At 65.8% G+C, this 16,379-nt stretch carries 16 protein-coding genes; 7 read left to right on the plus strand and 9 right to left on the minus strand.

Features of this window, described 5'->3' with window-relative positions:
• Positions 1 to 6: 6 nt before the first annotated feature.
• From ON32_RS23030 to ON32_RS23045, 4 genes are all read right to left on the minus strand, one after another.
• Positions 7 to 960, minus strand: coding sequence for an MBL fold metallo-hydrolase (locus ON32_RS23030; RefSeq protein ID WP_245551248.1), 954 nt, complete (start codon positions 958 to 960; stop codon positions 7 to 9).
• A gap of 251 nt (positions 961 to 1,211) precedes the next feature.
• Positions 1,212 to 1,613 (minus strand): RNA-binding S4 domain-containing protein, encoded by a 402-nt coding sequence (locus ON32_RS23035; RefSeq protein ID WP_051133586.1) that lies wholly within the window; start codon positions 1,611 to 1,613, stop codon positions 1,212 to 1,214.
• A gap of 3 nt (positions 1,614 to 1,616) precedes the next feature.
• Positions 1,617 to 2,198 carry a C40 family peptidase gene (locus ON32_RS23040; protein WP_051133587.1) on the minus strand — a complete coding sequence of 194 codons (582 nt, stop codon included), beginning with the start codon at positions 2,196 to 2,198 and terminating at the stop codon, positions 1,617 to 1,619.
• Between the two features lie 484 nt (positions 2,199 to 2,682).
• Positions 2,683 to 2,979 (minus strand): hypothetical protein, encoded by a 297-nt coding sequence (locus ON32_RS23045; protein ID WP_040793065.1) that lies wholly within the window; start codon positions 2,977 to 2,979, stop codon positions 2,683 to 2,685.
• 166 nt (positions 2,980 to 3,145) lie between these two features.
• Between ON32_RS23045 and ON32_RS23050 the strand changes: the two genes are divergently transcribed.
• The 6 genes from ON32_RS23050 to ON32_RS23075 all read left to right on the plus strand — a co-directional run bounded on the left by ON32_RS23050 (position 3,146) and on the right by ON32_RS23075 (position 9,984).
• Positions 3,146 to 4,327 (plus strand): DUF8462 domain-containing protein, encoded by a 1,182-nt coding sequence (locus ON32_RS23050; RefSeq protein WP_040793066.1) that lies wholly within the window; start codon positions 3,146 to 3,148, stop codon positions 4,325 to 4,327.
• A gap of 349 nt (positions 4,328 to 4,676) precedes the next feature.
• Positions 4,677 to 5,723, plus strand: coding sequence for an alpha/beta fold hydrolase (locus tag ON32_RS23055; RefSeq protein WP_083874731.1), 1,047 nt, complete (start codon positions 4,677 to 4,679; stop codon positions 5,721 to 5,723).
• A 161-nt stretch (positions 5,724 to 5,884) separates the two neighbouring features.
• Entirely contained in the window at positions 5,885 to 6,172 is a 288-nt protein-coding gene (locus ON32_RS23060; protein ID WP_040793067.1) for an Rv0250c family protein, read from the plus strand.
• A gap of 267 nt (positions 6,173 to 6,439) precedes the next feature.
• Positions 6,440 to 7,276, plus strand: coding sequence for a succinate dehydrogenase subunit SdhC (gene sdhC, locus ON32_RS23065; RefSeq protein ID WP_040793068.1), 837 nt, complete (start codon positions 6,440 to 6,442; stop codon positions 7,274 to 7,276).
• A gap of 15 nt (positions 7,277 to 7,291) precedes the next feature.
• Complete coding sequence (locus ON32_RS23070; protein WP_040793069.1) at positions 7,292 to 9,235, plus strand: fumarate reductase/succinate dehydrogenase flavoprotein subunit; 1,944 nt, start codon at positions 7,292 to 7,294, stop codon at positions 9,233 to 9,235.
• A gap of 2 nt (positions 9,236 to 9,237) precedes the next feature.
• Positions 9,238 to 9,984, plus strand: coding sequence for a succinate dehydrogenase/fumarate reductase iron-sulfur subunit (locus ON32_RS23075; RefSeq protein ID WP_040793070.1), 747 nt, complete (start codon positions 9,238 to 9,240; stop codon positions 9,982 to 9,984).
• 34 nt (positions 9,985 to 10,018) lie between these two features.
• Here the strand turns inward: ON32_RS23075 and ON32_RS23080 are convergent, their stop codons facing one another.
• From ON32_RS23080 to ON32_RS23090, 3 genes are all read right to left on the minus strand, one after another.
• The gene (locus tag ON32_RS23080; RefSeq protein WP_245551249.1) at positions 10,019 to 10,156 is read right to left on the minus strand and encodes a hypothetical protein; all 138 of its coding nucleotides are present in this window, start codon (positions 10,154 to 10,156) and stop codon (positions 10,019 to 10,021) included.
• Between the two features lie 181 nt (positions 10,157 to 10,337).
• Complete coding sequence (locus tag ON32_RS23085) at positions 10,338 to 10,568, minus strand: DUF397 domain-containing protein (protein ID WP_040793072.1); 231 nt, start codon at positions 10,566 to 10,568, stop codon at positions 10,338 to 10,340.
• Positions 10,565 to 11,518 carry a helix-turn-helix domain-containing protein gene (locus ON32_RS23090; protein WP_306307668.1) on the minus strand — a complete coding sequence of 318 codons (954 nt, stop codon included), beginning with the start codon at positions 11,516 to 11,518 and terminating at the stop codon, positions 10,565 to 10,567. Before ON32_RS23090 ends, ON32_RS23085 begins: the two co-directional genes overlap by 4 nt.
• A gap of 462 nt (positions 11,519 to 11,980) precedes the next feature.
• Between ON32_RS23090 and ON32_RS23095 the strand changes: the two genes are divergently transcribed.
• Positions 11,981 to 12,184: a hypothetical protein gene (locus ON32_RS23095; RefSeq protein ID WP_040793142.1), complete on the plus strand. Its 204-nt coding sequence runs from the start codon at positions 11,981 to 11,983 to the stop codon at positions 12,182 to 12,184.
• An 11-nt stretch (positions 12,185 to 12,195) separates the two neighbouring features.
• On the opposite strand, the gene ON32_RS23100 is transcribed toward ON32_RS23095, so the two are convergent.
• Positions 12,196 to 13,143: a DNA-3-methyladenine glycosylase family protein gene (locus ON32_RS23100; protein ID WP_051133605.1), complete on the minus strand. Its 948-nt coding sequence runs from the start codon at positions 13,141 to 13,143 to the stop codon at positions 12,196 to 12,198.
• A gap of 276 nt (positions 13,144 to 13,419) precedes the next feature.
• Positions 13,420 to 16,299, minus strand: coding sequence for an FAD-binding and (Fe-S)-binding domain-containing protein (locus ON32_RS23105; protein ID WP_051133606.1), 2,880 nt, complete (start codon positions 16,297 to 16,299; stop codon positions 13,420 to 13,422).
• Between the last annotated feature and the right edge of the window lie 80 nt (positions 16,300 to 16,379).

Here is a 16,379-nt window from a genome sequence, read left to right on the forward strand (position 1 = left end):
CACCCGTCACCGTGACGCCAGCGCCATGACCGCGTCGTAGTCGTGTGCGGCGACGACCTCGATACCGTCCGGCAGGGCATGGAGCCGATGGATGGTGTCGAACGCGGCGTCCCGGTCCATATCGAAGATCTGGCCGGGCATGGGAGCCTTCTCCCGCAACAGCTCGATCTGCAGTCGATTCCAGACGGCGTCACCGGCCAGCAGCACTCGCCTGCCGTCTTCCACCGCGAGCAACACACCGATACTGCCCGGCGTATGTCCCGGCAGATCCACCAACAGCACCGCGCCGTCACCGAACAGGTCCAGACTGCGTTCGAATGTGAGCACCGGGGGGCCGTCGAGTTCGACGGTGTCGAACGAGCGGCCCCGCAACGGGGAACGCACCACCCCGGCCGGGGCATGCGGCCCCGCGATGGCCCAATCCAGCTCGGCGGCGGGGAGCCGCACCGAGACGGTGTCCGGGAGGTCGTGCAGACCGGAGACATGGTCCCAATGCAGGTGGGTGGGCAGTACGAAATCGATGGTGGCCGGATCGATATCTCGGGCCGCGAGCGCATCGGACAGACCGAGCACCGGTTTCTCCGGCGAGACCAGCAGCGGGAGAGGGAACGGCAGGTCCGGGATAACCCGGCGGTGCACCTCCGCGCACAAGGCGGGATCGACCAGGAAACGCGCTCGGGGATGTTCGACGAGATAGGCGCCCATGGCCATCGGCAGTTCCCGCAGGCTGCGCACCCCCTCGGCGACAATGGTGGCCGGGGCGGCCATCCGGGCCTGGACGAGAACGGTCAAGACGACCGTAGTCCGGGCCGGGGACAGCGGCGCGGGCTCCAGCCGGGCCAGCAGGGCGGTGTTCGGCCGGCGCGGCCGCAGGAGCCGCCCTGGTGTGGCCGCCAGGGCGGCACAACAGCGCAACAGAGTCGGCAGGGTGGGGGTTCGCCCGGTGCTGGTTTCGACCACCAGGCCACCGTAGGCGACCGTACGGGATGGCGGAAGTCCCATTCCCACGGTGGTTTCGATGGATATTCCGGCCACGAAGCCGCTCACGGCCGGGGGTGACCGAAGCGTACGGGCGGAGGTCACGGGTGCCGAACGCTGGCTTTGTATCGACTCGCCGATGACCCCACACCCGGTGACATCATCGCATGAAATCGCGACATATACGTCAATCGGGCTGCCTGCGGCACGCGAAATATACGGCAGCGGCCGGGTCAGCGATTGGTGCGGCCGAGCAGCCGATCGGTTTCCCGGCGCTCCCGTTTGGTGGGACGTCCGGAGCCACGGTCCCGACGCGGCATGGACGCGAGGAGCTCCCGCGGCGGTGGCGGCGGGCTGCGGTCGATCAAACACTGGGCAGCGATCGGAGCACCCACCCGTTTGGTGATGATGCGCTCGACGATCACGATGCGTTCGATACCGCCGGCTCGGATCCGGACCTCATCCCCGGGACGCACGGGCTGAGCCGGTTTCGCCGTGACACCGTTGACGCGAACATGGCCTCCCCGACAGGCCGCCGCGGCTGCGGAACGAGTCTTGAAAAGCCGCACAGCCCACGTCCAGGAATCGACGCGAGCCTGAGTAGCGGTGTTCTGATCGGATTCGGCGCGAGCCACTCTTTACACGATACGACGTGCGGTGACCACTTCGTCCGGGGTGAGGTTGGTGTAGCTCACCGGCTGGCCGGACTGCACGGCGTTCAACAGTTTGCCGTCACCGGCGTAGATACCCACGTGACCGCCCCCATTGGTCACGACGATATCGCCGGGCCGCAGATTCTGGAAGGCGACCGGAGCACCGACATGGGACTGTTCGAAGCTGGTGCGGGGCAGCTCGACCCCGGCCTGCCGGAAGGCCCACTGGACCAGACCGGAGCAGTCGAAGGTGTGCGGGCCCGCGGCGCCCCAGGAGTACATGGCGCCGACCTTGGTCTTGGCCGCATCGAGGGCGATATCACCGGCGGTGGCCTGCTGCGGCGCGGGCGGGGCGAGATCGGGGGGAATGAAGTTCGGCAGTTCGAAGGCCGGACCGGGCGCGCTCAGTGTCTGCTGCAGCTGCTCGTTGAGATCCTCGGCCTGCTGCTGGAACTGATCGGGAACCTCGACATCGAACTTGCCGATGCCGGGAATATCGATGGTGGTGGTCGCCGCCATCGCCGGAATAGCGGGCATGGTGCCGGTCGTTGCTGCTACGGCGCCCATGACAAGCGCACCCCTGACGGAATTCGGCAACCGAGATTCCCGCTGCAAGCTGTGTTTACCCACCGCGCTGCGTCTCCGATCTACTGCTCTCCCACGTGAACCGATCGCTACGCGAATGCGGGGTCGCAACGGTCGGTTCGAGCGGTGACCCAGCGGCGCCGCCCCACTTTCGGAGCGACTGACTCCACTAAGTCACAAGGAGATTACGATGCCCACGGCGGGTTGTCCAGCCGAGGAGCCAGAAAATTCCCGTGAAGTGCACTAATGAGACAGATCGCTTGGGCGAGTAGGGATTCGAGCGGCCGCCCGTAGATCACAAAGCGGTCTCGACACCAAAAGCGCAGGTCGTCCCTTTACGGCTCCAAAAACTTTCCGATCGGCCCGGATTTCACCGACCACGGCTGTCGCACCACGCCGAACCGCCGTGCACGGTCATCTTCCGCGCCGCCCGGCCCATACATACGCTCGGCCCCTACGGTTCGCGTCAGCCCCTATTGTTCGCGGTATCGCCGAGACCGGACGGACCGGCGAAGCGCCGTCCGAGTTCCGCCTCCAACTCGGTGATACGGCGCCGCGCGTCCGCGAGAGCGACCTCGAGCTGCCCCACCGCCATGACCAACGGACCCACCGCCAGGTCGGCGATCAGCTGCGGATCGTCATAACCATGACGAACGGCCTGCAGAATATTGTCCCGAATACGTGTCGCCGCCAGTGCGCCGGGCGGCACCTCCCAGGCCTCGACAACCTCGGCTGTCGTGGTCGGCGCGGACTGATCCGACATAACCACCACCCCAATCCTCGGCGGAGCCGATCGCGATGGAGCTGATTGCGACCAGCATAGGCCGTTACGCGCGCGGCGCCGATGCTCCACACACAGCGATAGCCATATCTAGGGCATCCTTTAGAGTCCCGCAGATTCCGGTAGGCAGGCGCTACCGTGTCGGGGTATGGATCCCGTGCGCAATCCATATGCCCCCGGCGCCGGACAACGCCCGCCCGAACTGGCCGGACGCGATAAACAACTCACCGCCTTCGATATCGTCGTGGAGCGGGTGGCGCGCGGACGTCCGGAACGCAGTGTGGTGCTCACCGGATTGCGCGGTGTCGGAAAGACGGTCCTGCTCAACCAACTTCGTTCTGCGGCGGTCTCCCGCGGCTGGGGCACCGGCAAGATCGAGGCACGCCCCGACCAGAATCTGCGTCGCCCGCTGTCGTCGGCACTGCACATGGCGGTGCGAGCGATCGCCAAGGCGCACCGCAATCCCGAGCGGGTGGACGACTTCCTCGGCATTCTCAAGGCTTTCGCCTTGCGCGCGAGCGCCGACAAGGGCATGCGGGAACGCTGGCAACCCGGAATCGATGTGCCGGCAGTGACCGGACGGGCCGATTCCGGCGATATCGAGATCGATCTGGTGGAGCTGCTGATGGAGGCCGCCGCATTGGCGGGCGATATCGGGGTGGGCATCGCGATCTTCATCGACGAGATGCAGGACCTGACCCCCACCGATATCTCGGCGATCTGCGGCGCCTGCCACGAACTGAGCCAGGACGCCGCCCCGTTGATCGTGGTGGGGGCCGGCCTTCCGCATCTTCCCGCAGTGCTCTCGGCCTCGAAGAGTTATTCCGAACGCCTGTTCGGCTATCACCGCATCGATCGACTGGACCGGGAAGCGGCGGATAGGGCCCTGATCGCACCGGCCGAACGAGAGGGAGTGAAGTTCTCCGACGAGGCGCTGGAGGCGCTGTATCGGAAGGCGGATGGCTACCCGTACTTCGTTCAGGCATACGGCAAGGCCACCTGGGACCAGGCCCCCGGCAGCCCCATCACCGCCGAGGATGTGGAGGTGGCCGCGCCGACCGCCGAGGAGGAGCTGGCGGTCGGATTCTTCGGTTCGCGCTACGAGCGCGCCACCCCGGCCGAGCGGGAGTACATGCGTGCAATGGCCGATCTGTCCGGCGACGACGGCCCGGTCTCGACGGCCGCGGTGGCGCGCGAACTGGGCCGCAAACCCGCGTCGCTGTCGCCGGCCCGGGACGGTTTGATCAAGAAGGGGCTGATCTACTCCGCCGAACGGGGAGCCATCGGCTTCACCGTCCCGCATTTCGGCCGCTACCTGCGTGGTGTCTGACCGGCATTATCGCGAGCGCACGACTTTCTCGACAGTCGAGACCACCCGCCGGACGAGAGACAGTTCGCGATGAGGCGGAACCGTCGCCACTCGACAGCGGAATCTAGCGACCTCTAGGACGCACGCTCGAATACCCGATACTCCACTACTCGACCGATCTCGAGCTCTATATACCTATTTCTAGCAATTTTTCTAGATATACATAGAAAATCGAAGAACCTCCACCTCGCCTCATACCGGACAACGTGTCCATAACAGGCGAGACATCCGGTTAACGACGCCGGCGGACCCCACCGAAAACCCGAGTATCCGCCCCACCCGCCGTGTCGACCGGATGCCAGGAGGTCAGATGTCGAGCACCCGCAGCCGGACACCGATCCATCGTCCGACCGCGCCCGACCGAAACCCGAGTGAACAGTCGCGAAATCCGCATCCGGATCGCCATCACACCGTCCACACCGACGACGGAGTCCCCCTCGCCGTTCGCATCACCGGCTCCGACGAGGCACCTCTGACCGTGGCCTTCGTCCACGGCCACTGCCTGCGCGCCGAATCGTGGCGGCATCTGCGCGAACGACTACTCGACCACTGGGGTGACGCCACCAGAATGGTGTTCTACGACCATCGCGGTCACGGCGCTTCCGGAGCCGCCGATCCGAGCACCTACACCATCGACCAATTGGGCCACGACCTGGACGCGGTGCTCCGCGCGGTGGCGCCCCGAGGCCCGGTGGTTCTGGTGGGGCATTCGATGGGGGCCATGGCAATCCTGGCCTATGCCCGACTGTTCCCGGCGGCCATCGGCACCCGCGTGGTGGGGGTGGGGCTGCTCGCCGGGGCCGCAGGCGGTCTCACCCGGCTCGGACTCGGTCGACTGCTGAATCGATATGCCGTGAATTCGCTACAGCGCGCGGTGCGTCGGGCCCCGCGAGCCCTTCGGACATCCAGAAAACTGACTGCCGAAACCATCGAATTTATCGCGTCCAAGACCCTCGCCGGCAGTAGAACGGCGCGCGACCCCCGCGTCGCGCGAATGAGCGCCCTCGCCACAACCATCCGAAACGAGACCGATCTGCCGACCGTGACCGGTTTCCTGGCTTCCCTGACGACCTTCGACGAGACCGCGTCACTGCATCGCCTCGGTTCCGTTCCCGCGCTGATTCTGGCCGGTTCCGCGGACCTCATGGTCCCATTCGCGCATTCGGCCGCTCTGGCCGAACAACTCGCCGAATCCCGGTTGGTGCGACTGGAAGGCGCAGGTCACAGCGTGATCGTCGAATGCGCGGAAGAAGTCGCCCACTCGATCATCGGACTCGTCGAACGCGCTGTCGACACGGCGTTCGGCGCCGGCGCGGATATGGGTGACGGGGCGGCGGCCCAACGCGCGGTGGCCTGAGATCCGGACCTTCCCCGTCGTCCCACGAGCCGGAAACGAGATTTTGACGTACTGTGTTGTAGATCACCTTGTGCGGTCGATCACATATCCAGCCGCCACCCCGGCAGCGCGGCCCCGGCGGCACCCGAACCGACGACCGGACATGAACCCAGGAGGTATCGATGACACGCAGCGACTTCGCGGAACTCCGGTATGCCGTCGGCCAACTCCGGCAGTCCATAGACGTGCTGCGCGCCCACTACGGGGATGCCGGCCCGGTACGCCGACTGGAGAACGACCTGGAACGACTCCTCATAGACACCGAGGAAATCGAACAGAGTCCGCCGCCGATGGTGCCGAAACGCAGCCAGGAGATCATCTACGTTCCGGACAGCAAGTCCGACGAAGCAGCCTGGATGGGCGCTCAGGACGAAGGATTGGGGTTCCATTCACGCCCCCGCACCCCCTGACCCCCACAACACCGCTCACCACCACGGATCAGTGGCCGGATTCGCCCGCGCGGCGACTCCGGCCACTGGCGTTTGCGGAGGGTTCACCCATGGCCCGCGAATACGGTCCACAGGGTTGATGTGGTGCAAATCACTCTCATCGAGGGCGGTCGGTATTGGCAAGACCCTGCTCATTCGATAGCGAGCGTGTCGTATGGTGCTCAGCATCACATTCGATCGGGAGGTATACATGACCGCCCGCAGCGCGGATGAGCGAGGCAGCGACCGATGAACGCCGCAACGACAACCGCCGCCCCCGCAGAGGCGGGAACCGGCGTATTCAGCAAGACCAGGGCCCGCATCACGGCGCGTACCCTACGCACCGACCGGTGGTGGGTTCCCCCATTGATCACCGTCATCGGACTGGCGGCGTTCGTCGTCTACGCGACGATCAGGTCCTATGTCCGCACGGCGTACTGGGTGCCCGAGTACCACTACCTGACACCGTTCTATTCCCCTTGTTTGAGCACTTCCTGCGTAGCGGGATCGAGCCATTTCGGCACCCCGTTCGGCGAGCTGCCCGGGATTCTGCCGCTCGGCTTCGTGGTGCTGCCGTTCCTGCTCGGCTTCCGGCTCACCTGCTACTACTACCGCAAGGCCTACTACCGCTCGGTGTGGCTTTCGCCCCCCGCCTGCGCGGTCGCCGAGCCGCACAGCCGCTACACCGGAGAGACGCGGCTACCGCTGATCATCCAGAACGTGCACCGCTACTTCTTCTACGTCGCGGTGATCGTCTCGCTGATCAACACCTATGACGCGATCGGCGCCTTCCACGGCGGGTCCGGCGGGTTCGGGATCGGGCTGGGCAGTCTCATCCTGACCGGCAATGTGATCATGCTGTGGGCCTACACCCTGTCGTGTCATTCGTGCCGACATATCGCGGGTGGACGCCTCAAGCATTTCTCCGCGCACCCGGTGCGCTACTGGTTCTGGACCCAGGTCTCCAAGCTGAACACTCGGCATATGGCACTCGCCTGGATCACGCTCGGCACGCTGGTGCTCACCGACTTCTACGTCATGTTGGTGGCCAGTGGCACGATTTCCGATCTTCGCTTCATCGACTGAGGAGTTTGCACGGCTATGCCCGAAGTGGAACGGCACGCCTACGACGTCGTCGTCATCGGAGCCGGCGGTGCCGGACTACGTGCGGTGATCGAGGCGCGCGAACAAGGTCTGTCCGTCGCGGTGGTATGCAAATCCCTGTTCGGCAAGGCGCATACCGTCATGGCCGAGGGCGGTTGCGCGGCCTCGATGGGCAATGCCAACGAGAAGGACAACTGGCAAACCCATTTCCGCGACACCATGCGCGGCGGGAAATTCCTGAACAACTGGCGTATGGCCGAACTCCACGCCAAAGAGGCTCCCGACCGGGTGTGGGAGCTGGAAAGCTACGGCGCCCTGTTCGACCGCACCCCCGACGGCCGGATCAGTCAGCGCAACTTCGGCGGACACACCTACCCGCGCCTGGCGCATGTCGGTGACCGCACCGGACTCGAACTCATCCGGACCATGCAGCAGAAGATCGTCGCGCTGCAGCAGGAGGATTACGCCGAAACCGGTGACTACGAGGCGCGGATCAAGGTCTTCGCCGAATGCACGATCACCGAGCTGCTCACCGACGGCGACCGGATCAGCGGTGCCTTCGGCTACTGGCGGGAATCCGGCCGGTTCATCCTGTTCGAGAGCCCGGCCGTGGTGCTCGCGACCGGGGGTATCGGCAAGTCCTACAAGGTCACATCGAACTCGTGGGAGTACACCGGTGACGGTCACGCGCTCGCTCTGCGGGCCGGGGCGACGCTGATCAATATGGAATTCCTGCAGTTCCATCCGACCGGTATGGTCTGGCCGCCCAGTGTGAAGGGCATCCTGGTCACCGAGGGTGTACGCGGTGACGGCGGAGTGCTGAAGAACTCCGAGGGCAAGCGGTTCATGTTCGACTACATTCCCGCGGTCTTCAAGGGTCAGTACGCCGAAACCGAGGAAGAGGCCGACCAATGGCTGCGCGATAACGACTCCGCACGCCGCACCCCCGATCTGCTGCCCCGGGACGAGGTCGCGCGGGCCATCAACGAGGAGGTCAAGGCGGGCCGGGGCACCGAACACGGCGGCGTCTACCTCGATATCGCCTCCCGGCTGAGTCCGGAGGAGATCATTCGTCGGCTGCCGTCGATGCACCATCAGTTCAAGGAACTCGCCGACGTCGATATCACCAAGGAACCGATGGAGGTCGGCCCCACCTGCCATTACGTCATGGGTGGTATCGAGGTCGATCCCGATACCGGGGCGGCCAAGGTTGCCGGACTGTTCGCCGCCGGAGAATGCTCCGGCGGTATGCACGGCTCCAACCGGCTCGGCGGCAATTCGCTGTCGGATCTGCTGGTGTTCGGTCGCCGGGCGGGACTGGGCGCGGCGTCCTATGTCACCGGATTGAGCACCCGGCCCCGAGTATCCGAGGACGATATCGCCGCCGCGGCCGCAGCGGCCCTCGCCCCGTTCGATCCGCCTTCCGACGGCGTCGGCGAGAATCCCTACTCCCTGCACACCGAGCTCCAGCAGACGATGAACGACCTGGTCGGCATCATCCGCAAGGAGGCCGAGGTGCGGGAGGCGATCACCAAACTGACCGAGCTGCGCGAACGGTATGCCCGGGTCACGGTGGAGGGGCATCGCCAATTCAATCCGGGCTGGCATCTGGCCCTCGACCTACGCAATATGCTGCTGGTCAGCGAATGCGTGGCGCAGGCGGCGCTGCTGCGCACCGAAAGCCGCGGCGGGCACACTCGCGACGACTATCCGGCCATGGACCCGGCCTGGCGAAACAAACTGCTGGTGTGCGCGATCGACCCCGCCGATGCCGAGGGCACGATTCCCGGGGTGAAGGTCACGGTCGAAGAGCAGATACCTATGCGGCCGGAACTGCTGAGCCTGTTCGAACTGAGCGAGCTGGAGAAGTACTACACCCCGGAGGAGCTCGCCGCACATCCGGCGGCCGGGAACGCCGCATTCAATACAGGAGAGGCGTAGCGATGAGTTACGACGCCAAGTTCCGCGTCTGGCGCGGCGATACGACCGGCGGACAATTACAGGATTTCACGGTCCCGGTGCACGAGGGCGAGGTGGTGCTCGACATCATCCATCGGCTCCAGGCCACCCAGGCCCCCGATCTGGCGGTGCGCTGGAACTGCAAGGCGGGTAAATGCGGCTCGTGTTCGGCCGAGGTGAACGGCCGACCGCGGCTGCTGTGCATGACCCGGATGTCGACCTTCGCCCAGGACGAGATCGTCACCGTGACGCCGATGCGCACCTTTCCGGTGATCCGCGACCTGGTGACCGACGTGTCGTTCAATTACGAAAAAGCTCGCGAAATACCGTCTTTCACACCGCCCCCCGGTTTGAAACCGGGGGAATACCGAATGCAGCAGGTGGATGTGCAGCGGTCCCAGGAATTCCGCAAATGCATCGAATGCTTCCTCTGTCAGAACACCTGTCATGTGGTGCGCGATCACGAGGAGAACAAACAGGCATTCGCCGGCCCGCGCTATCTGATGCGGATCGCGGAACTGGAAATGCATCCGCTCGACGTCGCCGATCGACGCGAACTCGCCCAGGAAGAACACGGGCTCGGCTACTGCAATATCACCAAATGCTGTACAGAGGTCTGCCCGGAAAATATCAAGATCACCGATAATGCGCTCATTCCGTTGAAGGAGCGCGTCGTCGACCAGAAGTACGACCCACTGGTCTGGTTGGGCAATAAGCTTTTTCGTCGCTGAACCGAGTAGATGATGCCGGGGGTGGCGATCCGTCTCAGAGCATCGCCACCACACCTTCGGCGACCAGCCATACCAGCAGGCCGACGAACAATGCCGACATCACGGAGTTGGTCAGTACGAATACTCCCACCGCGGATACCGCAAAAAGCAGTCCGACGATGAGCCATTCCAACCAATCGTTCGGGGCCGGCCTGCGGTACCGAGTAAGGGAACTTTTGATCCCACGGTCCACAACTTGTTGTCTACCCGTTATGTGAACGGCCAAACCTGCGCACCGCGTGGCGAACGGTGCACAGGGCGACACTATTGCTGATGGTCCTCCCGAATCGAAGAGCGAGGTCATGTGATCGCGATCAGGCCGATTCCGGACGGTCGAATTCACCGTCGCGCACACCGGCGGTGAACGCCGCCCACTCGCCCGGGGTGAAGATCAACACCGGTCCGTCGGGGTTCTTGCCATCGCGCATACCGACATGCCCATCGGCCAGCATGGCGATCTCCACACTGTGCGTCCCCGGCTCGCCGTCGGCACGCAACCAGGTCGCGCCGGACAGGTCGATATCGGTGCCGTTGTGCACACTCATCCCAGGTACTCCTTCGCCAGCTGCCGTAATTGCTGCCTGCTCTGTTGAACATCCAGCGCACAGCGCCGCAGGCATTCGTGGGCATGATCGTACCGCCGCAGGTCGGACGGGCTCTCCAAATAGAGATCACCGGTCAGACCTGCGGTATGCACCAGCGGCGGCTCCACCGGCCGCCCGGCCCGATCGACCCCGAAATCGAGCACCGTGAACTGCCCGACACCGATTCCGAGCGGCGCTCCGGCGGTGAACGGGAGGATCTGTACCGAAATATTGTCCCGAGTACCGAGATCGGCAAGATGGCGCAATTGCGCCGCCATTGCCTTGGGACCGCCGACAACTCGGCGCAGTGCGGCCTCGCCGATCACCGCGTGGACCCGCGCCGGTGAATTCTTTCGAGTGATGAGCGCTTGGCGCTGTATTCGCTGTTGCACCCTGCGCTCTCGTTCCGCCTCGGATTCGTCGGCGTAGTGGGTGCGAGTCAGCGCGCGGAGATAGTCCGGGGCCTGCATGAGACCGGGTACCAGTTCCGGCTGGTAGATCAGCAGTCCTTCGGCCGCCGCCTCCACCCCCGGGTATACGTCGAAGCTCGCCGGGATTCCGCCGTCGAAGGCATGCCACCAACTATCGGCCGCGGTCTGCCGTGCCAGGCCTATCAGGCCGTCGGCGAAAGAGTCGGGTATGCCGTAGATCCGACACAGTTCTTGGATATCGATGGTGCGGATTCGCTCCGCCTGTCCTTTCTCCAACCGCTGCAGGGTGCTGGCACCCCATTCCATGAGCCGGGCCGCCTGGGCGATGGTCAGCCCCGCCTGAGTACGCCAGTCCCGCAGATACCGCCCGAGTTGTCGCTTCGGCAGGCTGGTCACCGCGACCGCGGCACCACGGGTGCCGGCGGCCGAATACCGCTCTTCCACAACCGAGCCGGCCGAACTCACTGAACCTGCTGACACCGCATGCTCCGTTCTGCTCTCGGATGGATGCCCGGCACGCCCGGGGCGGCCACGAACAGTCCCCGTCACCTGGTCCGGGCAGAGGGTTCTTCGTCCACTATGGAGAATCCTGCCCTCCGCACCGGATCTCGTGCTGGGAATTCGCACGAAAACTTGCAAGATTGTGCGAGTCTCGCCCCTGGGTCGGCAGATGGTGGTGTGCTGGATGTCTGCCACGGCCGGAAAACCGCTACCGGCAACGGAACACATCGCCGGCGGAAACCACGGGCCACGGCAACGCGCCAATGGCACTACGGCACATTACAGTCTGCATCACCAGAATCACCAGCCCCACTGGTAACAACGCACGACAGAAACTCAGGACAGGTACCCCACGCGAAAGCGAGGAGTCATGGCCGAAAACACAGCGTCGTCGAAGACCCGACAGGGCCCGCGATCGCGGGCGCGGAAGGAGGTCGCGTGATGCAACTGACCAACCTGAACATGCACCTCGCCGCGTTGCTCGCCTGCGGAACCGATCCGGGTGTCATGACCCCTGAACAGGCTCATTCGGCAATGCAGCTACACCTGGACTGCACCGTCGACGAATGTCGAGTGCGTCGCCGCGCCCGGGCGACCCTGGTGGAAAGCGGCAGATGTGTGCTGGACGACCGGGCGCTGCGCTAGCCGCTCCCCTCTCAGTGCCATCGGTGGTCGACCACCGGAATACGCGGAGCGAACTTCGGCTTGCGGCCCTGACCACTGATCATGAGCAGCCGAACCGTCCGATAACGATGCGGCCGAACGGGTTCGAGGTACTCGACCATCTCCGCATCGTCGATGGGCCGCCCCAGTAACGACCATCCCACAATGGTCGACAGGTGGAAATCGCCCACGGACAGGGCGTCCGCGTCGCCGAAGGCGCGCTGGGCGATCTCCGCGACCGTCCACTCCCCGATCCCGGGAACGGTGCGCAACCGACGCGTCGCCTCGGCCAACGGTAGGTCGGCGGTGCGCTCGAGCGAATCGGCCACTCGGGCGGCGCGGACGATCGTCTGCCACCGTTGCGGTCCGACATTGGCCTGGTGATAGGTCCACGACGGTATTCGACGCCAGGTCTCGGCGTCCGGCGGTAACCGCATACCCTCGGGCGCCGGGCCGGGCGGCGGAGTGCCGAAACGACGCACCAACATCCGCCACGCCGCCCGGGCGGACGAGGTGTGCACCTTCTGCTCCAGCACCGTGGGCACCAAGGTCTCGAAAACCAGTCCGGTCCGCACCATCCGCAGACCCGGATAGCGTCGATGCGCCTCGGCGATCTTGTCGTGGACGGGCACGAAATCGCTGACATCCTCGTCCACACACAGCATCCGATCGAGACGATCGAGGAACTCCTCGGCCCCCGCGCCCCACGCATGCGCGGTGACCGAGGTCGGGCCGGCCTGGGCGAGCCGGTAGGTGACCGGTCCGGAGGGCATCCGGGAAGCGCGCCAATGCGCGCCGTCCGGGGTCACCCGGTGACAGGGGTCGCCGGTACCACGCCGAAGCGGAGCCAGGGTGTGCGCCAGATCGATCGGGACATCGGCCGTCAAGGTCCGGGTCGCCCCGGAGCGCGAGGCGGCCGGCCTGGCGGGGGGAGTGCGCACCGGCCCATTGTGCTCGCCTCGTTCCACGGGCGGACACCGGCCCATGGCAAGAGGCGGAACGGCTCGGTCGAACTGCGCCGCGCAACCGGGCCATTACCTCTGCTCCATGCCATTCTCGCAGGTCAGGGATTATTTCGTAACAAGGGTGCAATCCGGGTCGATATCCGCACCGAATGAGCAGATACCGATTGTCGTCACGGTTGGAGGTCAGATGATCACCAATGCGCTCAACTGGCTGCTCGACGTTTGGGGCGGGCTCTTCGCCGGTAGCTCCGGCTACCGTATCCCGCCCGGTGCCCTGCCGTTCGGCCTCTGACCGGCCCGAACGGCGGACGCTCGATCCTCCACCAGGAACTGCACCAGATGCCGGGCCCGCCGCCCGGCGAGTTGGGCCGCCTGGGTCCGGCAGGAGAAACCGTCCGCCAGGATGACCGCGTCCTCGGGCGCCGACCGCAGCGCGGGCAGGATCCCGTTCTCGGCCACGGCGACGGAAATATCGTAATGACCCGCTTGCATGCCGAAATTGCCCGCCAGACCGCAACATCCGGCGATCTCGGTCGTTCGCGCCCCGGTCTCGGCCAGTAGCCGGCGGTCGGCGTCGAATCCCAGTACCGCGTAATGGTGGCAGTGTGGTTGCACCACGACCGATCGGCCGTCGAACCGCGGCGGTTGCCAGTTCGGGATCGCGGTCAGGAATTCGGCAAGGGTACGCACCGCCGCGGCCGTGGCCGCCGCGCGAGGATCATCGGGGAGCAGTTCCGGCAGGTCGGCCCGTAGCACCGCCGTGCAGGAGGGCTCCAGACCGAGCACGATACCGCCGGAACGCACGTGGTCGTCGAGCTCGTCCAGGGTGGCGCGCAACCGGGCGCGGGCGCCGTCCAGTTGGCCGGTGCTTATCCAGGTGAGTCCGCAACACACCCGGCGGCGCGGTGTGCGGACCCGGTAACCGAGCGATTCCAGCAAGCGCACCGCGGCCGTGGCGATATCCGGGTCGAAGGCATCGGTGAAGGTATCGATCCACAGCAGGACCGTCGGTGCGTCCGGCGGTGCCGCACCGGTGACCGATTCCGCGCCGCGAATCCGCCGAAACGGCCGCTCGGCCAAAGCGGGTATCTCCCGGCGAGGGTCGACCCCCGCCGCGCGCAGTCCTATTCGGCGCAACGGTCCGATTCGGGTCGCCGCATTGACCACCCGGGGTATCCGGGTCGCCGCCGCCAGCCAGCGAGGTAGCCAACCGAGCGCATAGTGGTCGCGTGGGCGCGGCCGACGCCGGTAGCGGCGGTACAGGGCCTCGGATTTGTAGGTGGCCATATCGACACCCGCCGGGCAGTCGGAACGGCAGGCCTTACAGGACAGGCACAGATCGAGTGATTCGGCCACCGCCGGCGAGGACCACGGCAGCGCACCCCGCACAACCTCCTGCAATACTCGGGCGCGACCGCGGGTGTTGTCCTTCTCGTCGGCCGTGGCCAGATACGAGGGACACATGAAACCGCCGGCGGACCGGTTGTCGGCCCGGCATTTGCCCACCCCGACGCAACGATGCACGGCGGTGGCCAGATCCCCGCCGTCGCGGGGGTAGGCGAAACCGCCGTGCGCGCGCGCCGGGGGCGATGGTGGCAGGCCGCGCAGGCGCAGATCGGTATCGAGGGGACGCGGCCGCACCAGGACCCCGGGATTCAGGATGTCGTCGGGGTCGAAAAGTGCCTTGTATCCGGCGAATACCGAGAGTGCGCGGGCAGAGTACATGGTGGACAACAATTCCGAACGGGCCCGGCCGTCACCGTGTTCACCGCTGAGCGATCCGCCGTAACCGACCACCAGCTCCGCCGCGTCGAACAGGAAGGACCGGAACCGGGGGGAGGCCTCCGCGATCGGCAGGTCCAGTCGCACGTGGATACAGCCGTCGCCGATATGCCCGTAGAGCAAACCGTCCACGTCGTGGTCCCGGGTGAGTTCGGCGAAATCCCGCAGATAGGAGCCGAGTCGTTCGGGCGGGACGGCGGCATCCTCCCAGCCCGGCCAAGCCGGATTTCCGTCGAGAGTGCGACCGGCCAGGCCGGCGCCATCGGCCCGGATACGCCAGAGCGCCGCCGCCGCACGGGGATCGTCGATGACGCGGGCGTCGATCGCGCCGGTACCGCGCGACAATGTCTCGGCCGTCGCCCGCACCGCCTCCGGGCTCTCCCCGGCCAGTTCGACGAACAACCAGCCACCACCGCGCGGCAGCTCGGGCACACTGCCGCGGTGGGCGCGCACCACGTCCACCAGGCGGGCGTCGATCCCTTCCACCGCAACCGGCGCGGCCGCCGTCACCGCGGCGATATCGTCGGCCGCGGTGGCCAGGTCGGGGTAACCGAGCACGACCAATATGGTGGCGGCGGGAATTTCCACCAGTGCCACCGTCGCCTCCAGCAGCAGACCGCAGGTGCCCTCGCTGCCCACGAAGGATTTGGCCACTGAACCGCCCCGTTCCGGCAGCAGATGTTCCAGACCGTAGCCGGATGCCTGTCGGTCGAATCGGCCGAGCTCGGTGCGCAGCACGGCGAGGGCGGAGTGGGTGAATTCGGTGAGTCCGGGAAGGACTCCGAGATCGTCGGCCAGGCGACGCTCGGTCCCCGTGCCGTCCACTATTCTCAGCTCGCGCACATTGTCGGAGGTTCGTCCCCAGGCCACCGCATGCGGTCCGCAGGCATTGTTGCCGATCATGCCGCCGAGGGTGCAACGGTTCTGGGTGGACGGATCGGGCCCGAACCGCAGCCCGTGTCCGGCCGCTCGGCGTTGTAACGCCGACAACACCACCCCGGGCTGCACGCGCGCCGTGCGGCGCTCGGGGTCCACCTCGACGATGGTGTGCATATATCTGCTGAAGTCCAGTACCAGGCCGGGGCCCACGGCATTGCCCGCGACCGAGGTGCCGGCGCCGCGCGCGGTCAGGGGAATGCCCTCGGCGCGGGCCACTTCCAGCACCGCGACGGTTTCGGAGTCGTCGCGGGGGAAGATCACCGCTTCGGGTAGTACACGGTAATTGGAGGCGTCCGAGGAGTATTCGGTGCGGCGACGGTCTCCGATATCCACCGCCGCACCGGTCCGGGTGCGCAGGAGTTGCGCCAACGCGGTCCGTCGCCGATGCTCGTCGGTCACACCGATCACCATAGGCGATATCTCCGCCGCGACCCCGCGCATTCGCCGACCCGCACCGAATCACTTGACCTCAACAATAGTTGAGCTTCTAC

The sequence above is a fragment of the Nocardia paucivorans NBRC 100373 genome, from assembly GCF_000308675.1.
GTDB lineage: Bacteria > Actinomycetota > Actinomycetes > Mycobacteriales > Mycobacteriaceae > Nocardia > Nocardia paucivorans.